The sequence below is a fragment of the Enterococcus sp. 2201sp1_2201st1_C11_2201SCRN_220225 genome (assembly GCF_040925905.1).
Taxonomy (GTDB): domain Bacteria; phylum Bacillota; class Bacilli; order Lactobacillales; family Enterococcaceae; genus Enterococcus_C; species Enterococcus_C asini_A.
This window is the reverse complement of sequence record NZ_JBCOJC010000008.1, coordinates 5,028-20,483: the sequence shown is the minus strand read 5'-3', so window position 1 is coordinate 20,483 and position 15,456 is coordinate 5,028. Positions and strand designations below refer to the sequence as shown.

The window sequence follows — 15,456 nt, the reverse complement described above, 5'->3', positions numbered from 1 at the left end:
ATGTTGAAATGACATCAGACTTATTTTTTTAGTTAGGTAGGCTCTAAGTATGTAGCTTAAAAAGGAATATGAGGTGCAATTAATAACTTATTATTGTGCGCTAATTGATCGAGGACACGTTCTAAAGCAAATTTAATCCAATCAATAATGTAAACTTTTAAATGGTGGTATGAAGTTATAACGAGCTTTGAAGTAATTAGCTCTTAAATAAGTGAAAAATCAGTAGGATAGGTTTTAGTAAGAATAGATAGTTAAGGTTGTAGCTGAATGTGTAAAAAAATCTCGGCTTATCTGCACTTGATCATTAGTAAATCAAGTACGGATAAGTCGAGAATGTTTTTTTATTGCAAGAGCATTTAACCTAGTAGGCCAATATAGACACCTAAAATACTGAATATAAAAATTGCTAAGATAATCCAAAGCACTTTGACATTTTTCTTCAACAAGAAATAAACGAAGAAAGTTAATCCGAGTGAAAGTAATCCTGGGAAAATATCATCTAGCATTTGTTGAACGTTGATCTCACCGCCTTTTGTTTCAAAGACTGCGGGGATAGTGAAGTTTACTAATGATGAAGTCATTGCGCCAATTGACATTAGTCCGACGATTGAGGCAGAAGTTGAAAAGCTTCCTAAATAGTCATTGTTAAATGCTTTCTCAATGGCATTTGCTCCCATTTTATAGCCAATGCGTAAACAACCATAACGTCCAAGGAAATGTAAAATAGTGTAAATTAGAAAATAAAGAATAGGACCTAGTAAATTACCTTGAGCAGCTAAAGACAGCCCAATTCCTGCTGCGATAACTCGAAACGTCCCCCAATAAAAGCTATCTCCTATACCGGCTACAGGACCCATTAATGCTGCTTTTATAGAAGAGATTGTTTCAGTTTGAAAATCATCGGTTTTGGCATTCTCTTCTTCTAATGCCAAGGTCATTCCCATAATAAAGGTTGAAACATGAGGAGTTGTGTTAAAGAACTCAGTGTTGCGATATAAAGATTCATAGTACTTTTCATCATCAGTGGCATATATTTTCTTCAAGGCTGGGAGGATGGAATAGCTATAGCCCATTCCTTGCATATCTGTATAGGACTCCGATCCTTGTAGGGCAAATGAACGCCAAAAAACTTTATTTAACTCTTTTTTTGATAATTTTACTTCCTCCATTTATTCTTTTCCTCCTTTTACGCATCTGCTGGATGACGTTTAGATTGAACAATCAGCAAAGCAATCATGATAGCCGCTACAGCAACCCCTACTACTGGTACTTCTAAATAAGCAGTTAAAAGGTAACCAATGAAAAAGAAAGGCGCCGATTTTTTGTCGATCATCCCTTGAATTAACATGGCAAAACCAACGGCAGGTAATAAACCGGAAGCAACGGTAAAGCCACTCATTAGCTTTTCTGGCATCAGATTTACAAAAATTTCAGTGGCATTGGCACCGAAATAAACTACTAGAAAAGTTAAAATGGCTGATGGTAATCGAACAATTAAAGGAAAAAAGTGCCATTTTTGGAAAGTAGAAATATTGTGTCGTTCTATTGCTTTACGACCTTTTGAAACAGTAAAGGAATTAATAGTGAAGGCAAGCATGTTTAAGCCTTGAGCCAGCACAGCAAAAGGCATTGCAAGGGTCACGGCAACATCCGCACCAGCACCACTTTTAATTGCCAAAGCAGTCGCAATTGTACCAGCAATTCCGACATCAGGAGGTAATGCTGCTCCAATTGTGACAATACCAATAAACATAGATTCTAATGCTGCCCCAATCAGGATACCTTGCTGCAAATCACCTAGAATTAAACCAACAACAGGACCTACGATAATTGGACGATTCATCATGGAAGCCCCAAAATATCGCTCATCAATGGTTGTGAGGTATCCGACTAGACCAATTAATATGCATTCAATCATTTATTCTCCCCATTTCCTAGAATTCTTTTGATTTACCATTAGGTGTTGCTTGCATAATTAGTTGATAGTTATTTTCTTTTAGTTTTTGTAAATAGTCTTTGTCTTCGGGTGTTAACGCGATGTATTCATTTATTTTTTCTTTACTGTCGTTGTAACGCAGACCACCTAGATTAATAGTAGATAAAGGTTCGTCGATAACGCTTACAATTTCGAAGGCATTACGTGGAGAGCTAGTTACAATCATTACATTCTTTTGTTTATTTGCTTCATATACAGATTTAAAGTCACTTAATGAGACAATATCCAAGCCTGTTGAGGCGGGTTTTGCAAGAGTTAGTATCATCATTTTCATTTTGTCACTTGCTGATGGATCATCTACTACAATAATATGATCAGCAGCAATTGATTTGGTCCAAGCCATAGCTACTTGACCATGAATGAGGCGATCGTCAATACGTAAAAGTTTTATCATTTTCTTTCCTCCTTAATTAGTACCGAGCAATTCATAATACTTGCCTGTGCGGATTCAATAATAGCTGGTAATTCTTGCCAAATGGTTGGATTTGTAAGATTTGTACACAATTCCATTACTAATGATAAAGTCATTCCTGAAATGATGGTAACTTTATCAGCCAGTTCATGTTCATAAACATAATTCATCCAGTGACTATTAACACTACCACCGATTACGTCTGTAACTACGAGTACTTTATCAGTATTTAGTAAGAGTTGATGTGTATCCTGTTCAATGTCGTAATCGCTTGTCTCATAAGCAGTCATAACTCGGATTGCTTCGGTATTTCCTATAATGTATTCTGCGGTTTCCTTCATCCCTTTCGCTAATGTTTTGTGGCTTGCTAAGATAATTGTAACCATATTCCACCTCCATTCATGACTCAATATTAACCAATGGTAAAATAAAAGTCAATGATATTTTAAGTAAACGAGCCAACAAAATTACCAAAAGTAATTTTGTTGGCTCGTTTACTTAAACTGATTTAAAAAGTCATTTTTAATTTTTAAACTGGGGTTTTTGAAGAATTTCCTCTATAATAAGTGCAAGAAAATGAATAAATGAGGAAAATATAGATGAATTTCAAAAAGATGCTCCAATCTGCTTCTGTAGCACCGCTAGCTTTAAATGCCCGCTTTGGTTTGGAAAGAGAAGGCCAGCGAGTTACTTTACAAGGAAAACTAGCCCAAACCAATCATCCTAAAAAATTAGGCAATCGTAATTATCATCCTTATATTCAAACAGACTTTGCGGAAACGCAATTAGAATTAATCACTCCAGTGACCGATTCACCAGCTGAGTTGATGGATTGGCTAGCGGCACTTCACGACGTGGCTTACCGTTCGTTACCAGAAAATGAAGCATTATGGCCTTTGAGTATGCCCCCGGCTTTACCTGAAAACGAAAGTGAAATCAAACTAGCGGAGTTAGATGCTTTTGAAGATGTCTTATATCGCCGTTATTTAGCTCGAGAATATGGTCGTCGCAAACAGATGGTTTCAGGGATTCATTTTAATTTTGAATTTGGACAGCCTTTAATTCAAGCTTTATTTGCCCAGCAAAGTGAGCTTTCCTTGCAAGACTTTCAGACAGAAGTCTATATGAAAGTTGCCCGCAATTATTTACGTTACCACTGGTTGCTGACGTATCTCTATGGGGCAGCACCAATCAGTGAGGCCAATTACTTCACGCAAGAAGAGCGGCCTAAAGAACCATTACGGAGTATTCGCAATAGTAAATACGGCTATCGCAACCATGATGATGTATCCGTTTCTTATGAAAGTCTTACTCGTTATTTAAGTGATATTGAACAACTAGTAGAAAACGGGCAACTTTCTGAAGACAAAGAATACTATGCGCCTTTGCGATTGCGAGGAGGCAAGCGAGTACAAGACTTAAAGGACTGTGGCATTCGCTATATTGAATTGCGAGACATTGATTTGCAGCCTTTTGAACGCTATGGTTTTTCTGCAAAACAAGCCCAGTTTTTGCAAGTCTTTTTATTGCTAATGCTGTGGTTACCGGAAGAAGAAGTTGCTGATACTTGGGTCACAAAAGGCGCACTGAAGAATGATGAGGTAGCTTTGGAACATCCTTATGCTAAGACTGCTTATGAAAAAGAAGGCCGTTGGTTGCTAGAGGAAATGGCTAACTTAATAAAAGTGTTGAACTTGCCTTTGCCGGCAGAATTTTTAGACTGGGGTAAAGACTGTCTAGCTAATCCTAGAAAAACCATGGCAGCTCAACTGTTAGCTCAATCTGAAACTAGCTCCCAACAGGCGGTAGCTAGTGAGCTTGCTCAAAAAAATCACCAACAAGCTTGGGCGAAACCGTATCAGTTAGCTGGCTTTACTGACATGGAATTGTCCACGCAAATCCTCCTTTTTGATGCCATTCAAAAAGGTGTGAAAGCTAGGATTTTGGATCGATCCGATCAGTTTTTACAATTGGATTTTGCCAATCACAGAGAATATGTCAAAAATGCCAATATGACCAGTAAAGACAGTTATGTGGTACCTTTAATGATGGCCAATAAGACGGTGACCAAAAAAGTTTTACATCAAGCCGGTTTTTGTGTACCTGCTGGGGGAGAATACGGGGATATTACCAGTGCACTTCAATCTTTTTCCCAGTTTCAAAACCGAGCCATCGTAGTAAAACCTAAATCCACCAATTACGGTTTAGGCATTTCAATTTTTAAAGAAGCCCCGAACTTTGATACCTTTAAACAGGCAGTGGAAATTGCCTTTGCTGAAGACGAGGCCATTTTAGTGGAAGAATTTTTACCAGGTACGGAATATCGCTTTTTTGTATTAAACGGCCAAGTAGAAGCTATTATGCAGCGAGTACCCGCCAATGTAGTGGGAGACGGAAATCACACCATAGGGGAATTAGTAGCTGCTAAAAATCAAGATCCCTTACGCGGCACTCATCATCGTGCCCCTTTGGAATTGATTCAATTGGGCTCGATTGAAGAGTTGATGTTAGCAGAGCAAGGTTATCGGTTTGATTCCGTGGTGGACAAAGGCATTACCGTTTATCTGAGAGAAAATTCCAATGTTTCCACTGGTGGGGATTCTATTGACATGACAGATGAAATCAACCAAGACTATAAAGACGTGGCGGTAGCAGCTGTAAAAGCCCTGGGAGCTAAAATCAGCGGCATTGATTTGATTATTCCCAATAGTAAAATACCTGCGAAGACCCCTGGTGCATACGGCATTATCGAGGCAAACTTCAACCCGGCCATGCACATGCACGTCTATCCTTATCAGGGAAAAAGTCGTCGTTTAACGCTGGCGGTTTTAGAATTTCTCTTTCCAGAATTGAAAGCATAACAAAAGAGCAAAACACTGAGTATTGTGAAATCAGTGTTTTGCTCTTTTTTCGTTCTTAAAAGAAATCGATTAATATTCAAACTCTTTAATTTCGATTGTTTGCTTGGTTTCTTCTACTAGAAGGCCGGTTAGCTGTTCCCACCAAGCTTTCATTTCCTTTTCGTAGGTAGTGGGAAATTGTTCCACGATTTCTAGTAAGGAAACATTATTGATTTGCGCATAAGGAAAATGCAAAGTTAAATTGTACTTCAGTTCTGTCAGCAAACTATAGTATTGAAACATTTGGTAATTCATTTCTTCAGGATCTTCTTCAGCCAAGACTTTTGGTGCCCGGTCAAAGATAAAACCTAAACTGCGCATCATAAACATAATGCCATCCAAGTGGCTATCTTGAATGTAAGAAGCATCTTTTAAGATATCAATGTGAGTATCCAAAGCTTCCAATAGTTCTCCTTTTAAGACTTCATAAGTTGGTACAGTCATTTTATTTCCCCCTTTGTGCTAGTTTTTCTAGCGTTTATTTAATCATGATGGAACAAGCGATCAAAAAAGCCAGGTTTCTCTTTTGTTTCAGGTTCAGTGGGCAATTTTTGATCCGGGTATTTTTCGTCGACATCAATTACAGGCTGGTTGACGGCTTCTTTTGCTACTACTAAAAGACCGATATCATCCGGTGATTCTCCGGAAAAATTATTCACCACAGTAAAAGGATACTGGGCTTTAGTAATCAGCTGAATATACGCTCCTTGTAAGGATTCTGAAATTTGGCCATTCAATAAAATTTGACTGCCAGGATCATTTTGTAATTCTGTTAGCAATTTTTGTTGATTGTCCTTGTCTTTCATTTGGTCAATGGTCATGCTCAAATAACAGCGTTCCCGAAATGTACCCAAATATTTTCGTTGCTCATCGGGATTAATTTGGGGCGTGCCGAAACGGCCTTTGTCTAAATGTTTTTGGATTTGGTCGTCTGCCATGGGGATGCTCCTTTTAAGTAAAATCAGGGGTAGCCCTTTTCTTAGCGGGCAATGATCGACGGTGAATACCGTTACATTAATTATAGCACTTTCAAAAAAGAATACGAATGAAAAACTAAAGAAGATAAGGCAGTCTAGCTAAACTGATCTACTGAAATAATCAGTTTGAAAAAGTTTTGAAGTTTATTTGCTACGCACAAAAAATAGAGGCAACGGGATTTTTTCCTTTTTCCAAGGTTTTCGACTATAATTTAAACAAAGAAATGGGGGATTTCATGGAAAAGGAAGTATCGTTAACGCTGCTTTTGGCGGAAAATCAGCTGATTGAGACTCCACGCCTGCTTTTGCGACCGGTGGGTTTAAGAGATGCTAAGGATATGTTTGAATACGCCAGTGATGAGGAAACCACACGTTTCATCTTTCCCACCCACCAATCATTGGCGGATACCCGGACAGGAATTGCAGAGTATTTTTTAAGTAGTCCTTTGGGAAAATATGCTATTGAAGAACGACAATCAGGCAAGATGATTGGTACGATTGACCTGAGAGTAGATAAAGAAAAATATTGCGGAGAACTGGGCTATGCCTTAAATAAGACTTATTGGGGACAAGGTTTGGCACCCGAAGCGGCGATGGCCCTTTTATCTCTAGGTTTTGACCGATTGGGCTTGGTCAGCATTCAGGCAATTCACGATGTGCGCAATCCTAGTTCCGGCAAAGTAATGGAAAAAATTGGAATGAAAAAAATCGGCCAAGTTCCTTGTGCTCAAAAAATGAAAGGCCAAGTGGTAGATACTTGTCTTTATAGTATCTCCATGAAAGAATGGCAACGACATATTTTGTAATGGAAAGGATGAGAATTATGAAAATTATTTTAGATGACCGTGTAACCGAATGGCTAGAACCAAAATTGCAGACAGGAGACCGATTGTATTTTGACTTTGAAGATGGAGTAGGTCCTTTTGCTAATACGGAAATCAGCTGCCGACTTGACTTGAGCTTTCGCTTAATCGTGACGGGAGCAGAATATCCATCAACAGGCTTAGAAGTTTATAATATACCGGTGGAAACGGCGGTAGGCATTTTTTACATTAAGGAAACGTCACTGCCTTATTTCGAGGAAGAAAATTTTTTGACTTTTAATCCCCAAAATGGACTGCGCTTAAAAGGAAAATCTGGCATTGTGGCGGATAATATTGCCTTTTTACGTATGGAACAAAGTCAAGCAACTGGGCAAAAAGCGTGAGTCGGCTGGCGATTATTTCCGATTTGCATGTGGATATTAATGGCTTTTTCGAAAAAGAATTGAGTGTATTGGCGACAGTTTTGCGGGAAAATGGAGTTAACCAGCTTCATCTAGCTGGAGATATTGCCAATAAAGTAACGCGGGCTTTGGAAGTGGTGACGTTTTTTGAAGCAGCGGGTTTTCCTACTAGCTTTAACTGGGGCAATCACGAAATGGCGGATTTGGAAGAAGAAGAGATTGAAAACTATCACAATCCAGCTTTTTTAAACTTTCAAGAGCGACCATTGACAAAAAACAAAGTGCTTTTAGGCTATAACGGCTGGTATGATTATTTGTTTGCCACGGACTATGATTTAAAAAAGATTGCCAAGTTAAAACAACTTTACTGGTATGACCGTATGATTACTAGAAGTCACAGTGATCCGCTTGTGGACGCAGATTTGTGTCAACGTCTGAAGCAAGTATTGGATCGGCTGCAAGTGGAAGGCAAAGAAGTGATCTTAGCCACTCACTTTGTGCCGAAAAAAGAATTTATCGTCTACCAGACGGACCCCAAATACCAACGCTGGAATGAACTGAATGCTTTTTTAGGCTCCGGGGAGTTAGGAGAGTTGTTGGATCGGTATGAGAATCTTAGCCACTGCGTCTTTGGGCACACTCATCGGCGCTTTTCCGATTTGACTATTGGGAAGACGGTCTACAGTTGTCGACCTTTTGGTTATTATTTTGAATGGGAATTGACCCGGGAGTTTGTCTTTATCAATCAATTAGTCACAGAATACGCACCGATGAAACTGCGGGGGATTTTGCGACGGCATCAAGAGGAATTTGAGAAGTACAAGCAGGAACATTTAGCGACAGAATTTCGCCGTGGGATGACGATTATCGACTATTAGAGGCGCCAGAAGTTGCTGGTCAGCCTCTTTTTTCTGGCATATAATGGACAAAACAAGGAGGAGACGGAAATGACATTTGAAGCGATTTTACCGGAATTAAAAAAGGGTGCAAAAATTTTACGAACAGGTTGGAGTGGCTATGAACTTTATGTGACATTAGTTGTTGGGGATACGTTTGAAGGGGCACCAGTGACTCCTTATTTATTGATTAAGACTAGTGATGAAGGTTTCTCTAGCTTTGCTCCGACAGTCTGCGATATTTTGGCTGAAGACTGGGTTGTGGTGCAATGAGTTCAGAGTTTGCGGGAAAAGTGGTGCTAGTGACCGGTGGCGCTTCAGGGATTGGCTTAGCCCAAGTGCGGGCTTTTTTAGCTGTTGGTGCAAAAGTATTTGCTGTGGACAAGCAAGCTTTTCCCCCAGCGTTGTTAGAAGAGGCACAGCTTGTTACTTTTTGTGGCGATGTTTCTCAAGAAGCAATCTGTCAAAAGACAGTGGCTGAATGTGAAGCCTGCTTTGGTCCAGTAGAAATCTTATTGAATACGGCGGGAAAACTGGATGCCTACGCCCCGCTATTGGAGACTGATACGGCACTGTGGCAAGAAATTCTTCAGACTAATGTGAACAGCATGTTTTATTTGACTAAGGCAGTGTTACCGAAAATGCTGGCTAATAAGCAAGGAACCATTATCAACATGGCTTCTGTGGCGAGTTTTGTGGCTGGAGGTGGTGGAATTGCTTATACTACAGCAAAACACGCGATTGCCGGTTTTACGAAACAGTTGGCTTTGGATTACGCCAGTCAAGGAATTCACGTTTTGGCTTTAGCGCCGGGAGCAATTCAAACGCCGATGAATGCGGCCGACTTTGCCGGCGATGGTGCCATGGCAAAATGGGTGGCAGAAGAAACTCCGGTCAAACGCTGGGCTCAACCGGAAGAAGTAGCGGGTGTCACTTTGTTTATGGCTAGTAGGAAAGCCCGTTATCTTCAGGGAAATGTGATTCCCATTGATGGGGGCTGGTTATTAAAATGACTCAGCAGTTAAAAAGAGCCCAAGTGGTGGAATGGCTCAAAGCTGACCAAGAGATAATGCAGATTTTGCAGATTATGGCTAGTTGGCAATTACCGGATTGTTGGCTTGTGGCAGGGACTTTGCGAAACTTTCTTTGGCAAAAGCTAAGCCAGCTAAAAGGGCCACAAAATGATGTGGATGTGGTCTTTTTTGATGATTCCATAAGTTATGAGGAAAGTGAAGCTTTAGCTGCACAATTGGCGGCTAGTCATTCTGAAATCAACTGGGAAATCAAAAATCAAGCTTGGATGCACCGGCACAACTTTGCAGAAGAGGTCCCTTATGTCAGCAGTTTGGATGCCGTTAGCAAATATCCCGAAACTTGTACGACGCTAGCTTGTCGTTTAGAAAATGGCCAACTTGTCTTTAAAGCGTTATGGGGATTAGAGGATTTGGCAAATTTTGAAGTACGTCCCACTCCGCACTTTAGCCAAAATGAGGAATATTTAGCGGTCTATCAAAAGCGAGTAGCTGCTAAAAATTGGCCCACTTTTTGGCCGGATATCAAAATTTATCTAACGTAAAAAGCCCCATTTTATTCCTACTCTTTTCTTTAGCCAAAGAAGGAGTATAATGAGGGCAAATGAACAGGAGGAACAAATTATGAACGCAATTATTAGCGGCAAAAAACGAATTGCAGAAGGCGGCTGTAACGCTTGCGAATCTTTCGCTCTTCATGTTTTTCGCTTGACCTTTGAAGATGGAAATGAAGTCTCCTTAGAAAACTTGGATGTGCCTTCATTGGTAATGGCTTTTGCACAAAAAGATCATTGGAAACAAGCCTTTACTATGTTAGGTATGGACGAAGAAGCGATGGTTTATAAAAAAGAGGGTCAAGAAATCATCAACCAAGAGACAAGCCACAGTGTTAGTTACCAAAAAGGAAACGAAAAAGTCACTGCGGACAAAAAATACTGTGATATGGAAGACTTGTATCGCCACACCAATGAAATTTTAGCTTTATTTGGGATTGAAGCAGTATCTTTTGAATATCAATTAATCGAACCACAACCTTTGTATCAAGACTAGGCAATTCCTAGAAGACCCTTGATGTAGCAAGGATTTGTCAGAAATGTAAATTTAATTAGCTGAAAAGAAATGGTTTCCAGTAACGAAAGCAGGCTGAATGATTATGGCAAAGAACGTGTAAAAGTCTATTGTGTCAGCCTTTTTAGCAGATTCTCAAAATAATAAAAAGACAGCGGGATTCTCCATTTGATTATTTAATCAAATTTCAGAAAGGGTTTTCTGTTGCGGAGTAATGGGGATTTTGCTAGAATAATACGTAGGGATTATTCAATATCCCAATTATTTTATTCCTAGGAGGAATTATTCATGAATAAAGCAGAATTAATTTCCGCAGTTGCCGAAAAATCAGGCTTAACTAAAAAAGATGCTACCGCAGTTTTAACTGCCATCGTTGACACTGTTGAAACCTCTTTGAAAAATGGCGACAGTGTTCAAATCATGGGCTTCGGTACTTTTGAAGTTCGCAATCGGGCTGCTCGTAAAGGCCGCAACCCACAAACTGGGGAAGAAATCGAAATCAAAGCTTCTAAAACACCAGCTTTCAAACCTGGTAAACAATTGAAAGACGCTGTGAAATAAGCGAATAAATGAATGAACCTGTTGCCTTGGGGTAACGGGTTTTTTGTTGCAAAAATAGCGATTTTTTCTTGGGATTTTTCTAAAAAACAAGGTGGCTTCCATTGCAAAAGAGGAATTGATTTTATTACCATTTATCAAACCTTGGTCGAAATTTCGTTTTAGTGTTACAAAATAGTTGTTACAAAGGGTGAATACTATGTATGATTTAATCATTAGAAATGCGCGACAAATTACCGGTGACGTGGTGGACATTGCCTTAAAAGCCGGCAAAATTGCAAAAGTTGCTCCGAAAATAGCTGAAAGGGCTAAAAAAGAAATCAGCTTAAAAGACAATCAATACCTTTCAGCCGGTTGGATTGATGACCACGTTCACTGCTTTGAAGAGATGACCTTGTATTATGATTATCCCGATGAAATCGGCTATAAAAAAGGAGTCACTACGGTGATTGACGCTGGGACTACGGGAGCAGAAAATATCGGTCACTTTTATGAATTAGCTAAAGCTGCGAAAACCAATGTCTATGCCCTAGTTAATATTTCCAAATTTGGCATTGTGGAACAAGATGAATTGGCCGACTTAACTAAGGTCCAGTCTGAACTAGTTGCTAAAGCCATAAGCGATTATCCGAATTTTATTTTGGGAATTAAAGCGCGCATGAGTAAAACCGTGGTAGGAGATAATGGCATTAAACCATTAAGGATGGCTAAAGAAATTCAAAAAGATAATGGGAATTTACCGATGATGGTGCACATTGGCTCCAATCCGCCTGAATTAAGAGATATTTTACAGGTGATGGAAGCTGGTGACGTCTTAACCCATTGCTTCAATGGCAAGACCAATGGTATTTTGGATCAACAAACGGATCAAATAAAAGACTTTGTCTGGGAAGCTTATCGTCGAGGAATTGTTTTTGATATTGGTCATGGAACGGATAGTTTTAATTTTCATGTGGCAGAAGTTGCCTTAAAAGAAGGGCTGAAATGTGCCTCCATCAGTACAGATATCTACATTCGCAATCGGCAAAAGGGACCGGTGTTTGACATGGCCACGACTTTAGCCAAGCTTCATGAAGTTGGTTATTCATGGAGTGAAATTATTGAAAAAATCACTAGGGTACCAGCCCAAAACTTTCACTTGAAAACCAAGGGTCAGATTGCAGCAGGCTTTGACGGGGACTTCACCATTTTTGAAATTCACAATGACAAGCAAGAATTAATCGATTCCAATGGTCACAAGCGCATTACTGACGAAGTGATTGTGCCGGTGCAAACCATTGTAGGAGGAATTATCTATGACAATTAGTTATCAAAAATTTGGCTTAAAAGAAGTCATCAACGCTTCGGGACGGATGACTATTTTAGGGGTTTCCAAAGTGTCAGAAAACGTGTTAGCCGCCCAACGTTTTGGGGGCGAACATTTTTTTGAAATGAGTGACTTGTCGGAAAAAACTGGAGCATATTTGGCAAAGCTCTTAAAAGTAGAAGATGCTCAGATTGTTTCGTCGGCTTCTGCAGGAATTGCCCAAGCAGTGGCAGCTCTAATTGGCAAAGGAGATCGCTATCATGCCCATCATCCTTACACCAAGCGAGTAACCGCAAGAGAGATCATTTTGCCTAAAGGACACAATGTGGATTACGGGACGCCGGTAGAAGTGATGGTCAATCAAGGTGGCGGTGAAGTCGTAGAGGCAGGTTATGCTAATATGTGTTCTCCGGAGCATCTGGAAATGATGATTACCGAACAAACGGCAGCAATTTTGTATATTAAAAGCCACCATACCGTACAAAAAAGCATGCTCACGGTGGCCGAGGCTGTTCAAGTGGCAAAACGGAATGATTTGCCTCTAATTGTGGATGCGGCGGCAGAAGAAGATTTGTTCCGCTATAGTGCTGCCGGTGCAGATTTGGTGATCTATTCCGGTGCCAAAGCCATTGAAGGTCCTAGTGCCGGACTGGTCATTGGGAAAAAAGAATACATCGAATGGGTGCGTCTACAAGGAAAAGGAATCGGTCGGGCCATGAAGATTGGCAAGGACAATATTTTAGGCTTTACTCAAGCGGTGGAAGATTATTTGGCCAATGGCAGTGAAAGTGGTGAGGCCATGCAAGCGCGTTTAGCCCCTTTTGTAGAAGCAGTCAATGAAATTACCGGCTTAAAGGCTGAGATTGTCCAAGATGGCGCTGGTCGTGATATTTATCGAGGCAGTGTTACCGTTAGTGGTACCAAAGATGCCAAGGAAGTCATTAACGAATTAAAAGCTCAAAATCCCGCCGTTTATACTCGAGAATACCAAGCCAATAAAGGAATTATCGAATTTGATATTCGTTCTGTAAATGAAGCAGAAATGAAAAAAATCGTTACACGCCTGAAAGAAATCATGGCTTAAACTAATCGAAAAAAGGAGCAAAACAAATGTCATTACTCCTCTATGGCTGGAGACGTTCCTTTGACAACCATTAAAATGGTAGAAAATTATTTGAATTATCCAGAAGTGGATTTGCTAAGATAAAAAACGCCGCAAGCATCGAGCTTGCGGTATTTTTTATCTTCGTTATTTTGCCGGGGTTAAAAATTTTTCTGGTAAACGTTGGGCAATCAAGACACCGATGATTGCTGCTGCGACACCTTTTAGTAAACCAGGAATCAAAAAAGGGATAACGGCAGCTTGTAAGGCAGCGTTAAACGTAATGCTGGTACTGAATTGTAACCAAAGGGCCCCAAAAAGTAGTACGACAGCGGCTCCTGCCAGATTTGCGATGATGGCAGACCAATAGGTGCGACCTAATTTTTCTAATAACCCGCCAGTGACAAGGCCATTGAAGAGAAAGCCGAGTAAAAAGCCTCCCGTGGGTCCAAAGAGCGTATGCAAGCCACTGCCACCACCAGCAAAGACTGGCATGCCAATCAAGCCGATAAGTAGGTAAATGCCAATTGCCCATGTACCAGTTCGGGTGCCTAAAATGGTTACTGTTAACCCAATGATGAAAGTCTGTAGGGTAAATGGCACCACAGTAATGGGCAATGTCAAAGTAAATTGAGATAAAATGGCAATAATGGCAGCAAAAATAGCAGCGGTGACTTGTTCTCGTAAGTTGATACGCATGAATTCTCCTCTTTTCGTAAACTGATATATTTTTGTTGGTTAACGTGGTGTTAACTAGATTATATATAATGGTTAACAAAAGGTAAAGAAGTTTTTTTATTTTTATAAATACCCAGGCTAAGGATGTTTGACTTTACGAACTAGCTCTCTTGGGACTTAAGTCAAAACATACGCCTGATAAAGAGCGTTATTAGGTGCCGGTTCCATCTTAATTCTCGAGAACTGAAGGAGTTTGCTCAACCATTCTTAAGGAAGACTTACTTTAAAACATTAGAAGGATTATAGGAATTCGCATATCTAAGCCAAACCTTCGAAAAATCGGGGATTATTTGTTATAATTCAATAATAATTAAATGAAAAATAGAGGTGAGGAGATGCTACTAACTGCGTATCGGTCGATTTTAGTCTTGAATTTGCTCATTAGTACTGGTTTTACCTTTGGTGAAGCCCAGTCCCACTATTTTGGATTGCAACCTTGGGGCTATTATGTGCATTTAGGCTTGTTACTTTTGTTCATTTGTCTGTTGTTGTATAACGCCAAACGTAGTCGTCTGCTCACTAGTCGTTTTTTGTTCGCAGTAGTTTATAGTTTTGTTTGTTTTATCTCTTTGGAAATCATCTTGCACCAACAGAGCTTCATTGATTTGCAAGGACAAGCAAACAATCAAATTTACTGGTTTATTGCCGAAGTCTTGCTTTGTGCCATGTTGCTGAAAAATGATTTCCACATGCAAATTTCGCTGGATCGCAGGCTTGTTAACAGTGATTCAGCAATTAAAAGGAAAAAATAAATGCCCGGCTACAAAAAAGCCCATTTCAATTTTGCAAAATTTGTCTTAATTAGAGGTAAGAAACAGGAAAACGCCGAGATTCTACTAGAAAAGATACTAGGTAGAGCCTCGGCGTTTTTCTGTTAAAAATTTTAAGACTAGTTTTTTTAACCATTAAACGAGTTATTTGCTTTTACTGTGTCACACGCTGATTTTTTGCTTATTCTTGAAGCAACGCAACTAGAATTTGTCCAAATTCAGCGGTGGTGACTTCGGTGGCATTTTCCATAGAGTGAGCAAAATCCGCGGTGACTTTTTTATTAAGGAGCGCTTTTTCAATCGCCTGCTCTACTAAATCACTAGCTTCTTGCCAACCAAGATAGGCTAAGAGCATGCTCCCAGACAAGAGCATGGAACAGGGATTAGCCTTGCCAAGCCCGGCAATGTCTGGTGCGGTACCATGGGTGGCTTCAAAAATCGCATGTCCGGTTTGGTAATTGATATTGCCTCCAGGAG

At 40.0% G+C, this 15,456-nt stretch carries 21 protein-coding genes; 13 read left to right on the top strand and 8 right to left on the bottom strand.

Features of this window, described 5'->3' with window-relative positions; all coding sequences use genetic code 11:
* Positions 1–356: 356 nt before the first annotated feature.
* The 4 genes from AB5754_RS03795 to AB5754_RS03780 are packed head-to-tail and all read right to left on the bottom strand — an operon-like array spanning position 357 to position 2,794.
* Positions 357–1,169, bottom strand: a complete 813-nt coding sequence (locus AB5754_RS03795) for a PTS system mannose/fructose/sorbose family transporter subunit IID (RefSeq protein WP_368250551.1) — start codon at positions 1,167–1,169, stop codon at positions 357–359.
* A 17-nt stretch (positions 1,170–1,186) separates the two neighbouring features.
* Entirely contained in the window at positions 1,187–1,918 is a 732-nt protein-coding gene (locus AB5754_RS03790; protein ID WP_368250553.1) for a PTS mannose/fructose/sorbose/N-acetylgalactosamine transporter subunit IIC, read from the bottom strand.
* Between the two features lie 16 nt (positions 1,919–1,934).
* Complete coding sequence (locus AB5754_RS03785; RefSeq protein WP_368250554.1) at positions 1,935–2,390, bottom strand: PTS sugar transporter subunit IIB; 456 nt, start codon at positions 2,388–2,390, stop codon at positions 1,935–1,937.
* The gene (locus AB5754_RS03780; protein WP_311833838.1) at positions 2,387–2,794 is read right to left on the bottom strand and encodes a PTS fructose transporter subunit IIA; all 408 of its coding nucleotides are present in this window, start codon (positions 2,792–2,794) and stop codon (positions 2,387–2,389) included. Before AB5754_RS03780 ends, AB5754_RS03785 begins: the two co-directional genes overlap by 4 nt.
* Before the next feature lie 213 nt (positions 2,795–3,007).
* Between AB5754_RS03780 and gshAB the strand changes: the two genes are divergently transcribed.
* Positions 3,008–5,269, top strand: a complete 2,262-nt coding sequence (gene gshAB, locus AB5754_RS03775) for a bifunctional glutamate--cysteine ligase GshA/glutathione synthetase GshB (RefSeq protein WP_368250555.1) — start codon at positions 3,008–3,010, stop codon at positions 5,267–5,269.
* Positions 5,270–5,338: 69 nt separating this feature from the next.
* On the opposite strand, the gene AB5754_RS03770 is transcribed toward gshAB, so the two are convergent.
* Together AB5754_RS03770 and AB5754_RS03765 are read right to left on the bottom strand one after the other, a co-directional pair.
* Positions 5,339–5,752, bottom strand: coding sequence for a hypothetical protein (locus tag AB5754_RS03770; protein WP_311833840.1), 414 nt, complete (start codon positions 5,750–5,752; stop codon positions 5,339–5,341).
* 38 nt (positions 5,753–5,790) lie between these two features.
* Complete coding sequence (locus tag AB5754_RS03765) at positions 5,791–6,246, bottom strand: YueI family protein (protein WP_368250556.1); 456 nt, start codon at positions 6,244–6,246, stop codon at positions 5,791–5,793.
* A 275-nt stretch (positions 6,247–6,521) separates the two neighbouring features.
* Here AB5754_RS03765 and AB5754_RS03760 point away from each other — a divergent pair, with 275 nt between their 5' ends.
* The 11 genes from AB5754_RS03760 (at position 6,522) to AB5754_RS03710 (ending at position 13,453) form a co-directional block, all read left to right on the top strand.
* Positions 6,522–7,091 (top strand): GNAT family N-acetyltransferase, encoded by a 570-nt coding sequence (locus AB5754_RS03760; RefSeq protein WP_368250558.1) that lies wholly within the window; start codon positions 6,522–6,524, stop codon positions 7,089–7,091.
* Between the two features lie 17 nt (positions 7,092–7,108).
* Positions 7,109–7,492: an iron-sulfur cluster biosynthesis family protein gene (locus AB5754_RS03755; protein WP_368250559.1), complete on the top strand. Its 384-nt coding sequence runs from the start codon at positions 7,109–7,111 to the stop codon at positions 7,490–7,492.
* Entirely contained in the window at positions 7,489–8,388 is a 900-nt protein-coding gene (locus AB5754_RS03750; RefSeq protein ID WP_368250561.1) for a metallophosphoesterase, read from the top strand. Before AB5754_RS03755 ends, AB5754_RS03750 begins: the two co-directional genes overlap by 4 nt.
* 69 nt (positions 8,389–8,457) lie before the next feature.
* Entirely contained in the window at positions 8,458–8,679 is a 222-nt protein-coding gene (locus tag AB5754_RS03745; protein ID WP_368250562.1) for a DUF2829 domain-containing protein, read from the top strand.
* Positions 8,676–9,419 carry a 3-oxoacyl-ACP reductase gene (locus AB5754_RS03740; RefSeq protein ID WP_368250563.1) on the top strand — a complete coding sequence of 248 codons (744 nt, stop codon included), beginning with the start codon at positions 8,676–8,678 and terminating at the stop codon, positions 9,417–9,419. Before AB5754_RS03745 ends, AB5754_RS03740 begins: the two co-directional genes overlap by 4 nt.
* Positions 9,416–9,982, top strand: coding sequence for a nucleotidyltransferase family protein (locus tag AB5754_RS03735; RefSeq protein ID WP_368250564.1), 567 nt, complete (start codon positions 9,416–9,418; stop codon positions 9,980–9,982). Before AB5754_RS03740 ends, AB5754_RS03735 begins: the two co-directional genes overlap by 4 nt.
* 79 nt (positions 9,983–10,061) lie before the next feature.
* Positions 10,062–10,487, top strand: coding sequence for a DUF4809 family protein (locus AB5754_RS03730; RefSeq protein WP_311833848.1), 426 nt, complete (start codon positions 10,062–10,064; stop codon positions 10,485–10,487).
* Between the two features lie 306 nt (positions 10,488–10,793).
* A complete protein-coding gene (locus tag AB5754_RS03725; protein WP_311833849.1) occupies positions 10,794–11,066 on the top strand; it encodes an HU family DNA-binding protein in 273 nt (90 codons plus the stop codon).
* Positions 11,067–11,157: 91 nt separating this feature from the next.
* Complete coding sequence (locus AB5754_RS03720) at positions 11,158–11,241, top strand: phospho-sugar glycosidase domain-containing protein (protein WP_311834091.1); 84 nt, start codon at positions 11,158–11,160, stop codon at positions 11,239–11,241.
* Positions 11,242–11,262: 21 nt separating this feature from the next.
* Positions 11,263–12,369, top strand: coding sequence for an amidohydrolase/deacetylase family metallohydrolase (locus AB5754_RS03715; protein ID WP_368250566.1), 1,107 nt, complete (start codon positions 11,263–11,265; stop codon positions 12,367–12,369).
* Positions 12,359–13,453, top strand: coding sequence for a DgaE family pyridoxal phosphate-dependent ammonia lyase (locus AB5754_RS03710; RefSeq protein ID WP_368250567.1), 1,095 nt, complete (start codon positions 12,359–12,361; stop codon positions 13,451–13,453). The genes AB5754_RS03715 and AB5754_RS03710 overlap by 11 nt, the downstream gene beginning before the upstream one ends.
* Before the next feature lie 165 nt (positions 13,454–13,618).
* Here AB5754_RS03710 and AB5754_RS03705 read toward each other — a convergent pair whose 3' ends face one another.
* On the bottom strand, positions 13,619–14,170 hold the full coding sequence (locus tag AB5754_RS03705; protein ID WP_368250568.1) for a biotin transporter BioY: 552 nt from the start codon (positions 14,168–14,170) through the stop codon (positions 13,619–13,621).
* A 374-nt stretch (positions 14,171–14,544) separates the two neighbouring features.
* On the opposite strand from AB5754_RS03705, the gene AB5754_RS03700 reads away from it, so the two are divergent.
* Positions 14,545–14,961: a hypothetical protein gene (locus AB5754_RS03700; protein ID WP_368250570.1), complete on the top strand. Its 417-nt coding sequence runs from the start codon at positions 14,545–14,547 to the stop codon at positions 14,959–14,961.
* Positions 14,962–15,160: 199 nt separating this feature from the next.
* On the opposite strand, the gene AB5754_RS03695 is transcribed toward AB5754_RS03700, so the two are convergent.
* On the bottom strand, positions 15,161–15,456 hold a 296-nt coding region (locus tag AB5754_RS03695; RefSeq protein WP_368259468.1), incomplete at its 5' end, for an isocitrate/isopropylmalate family dehydrogenase.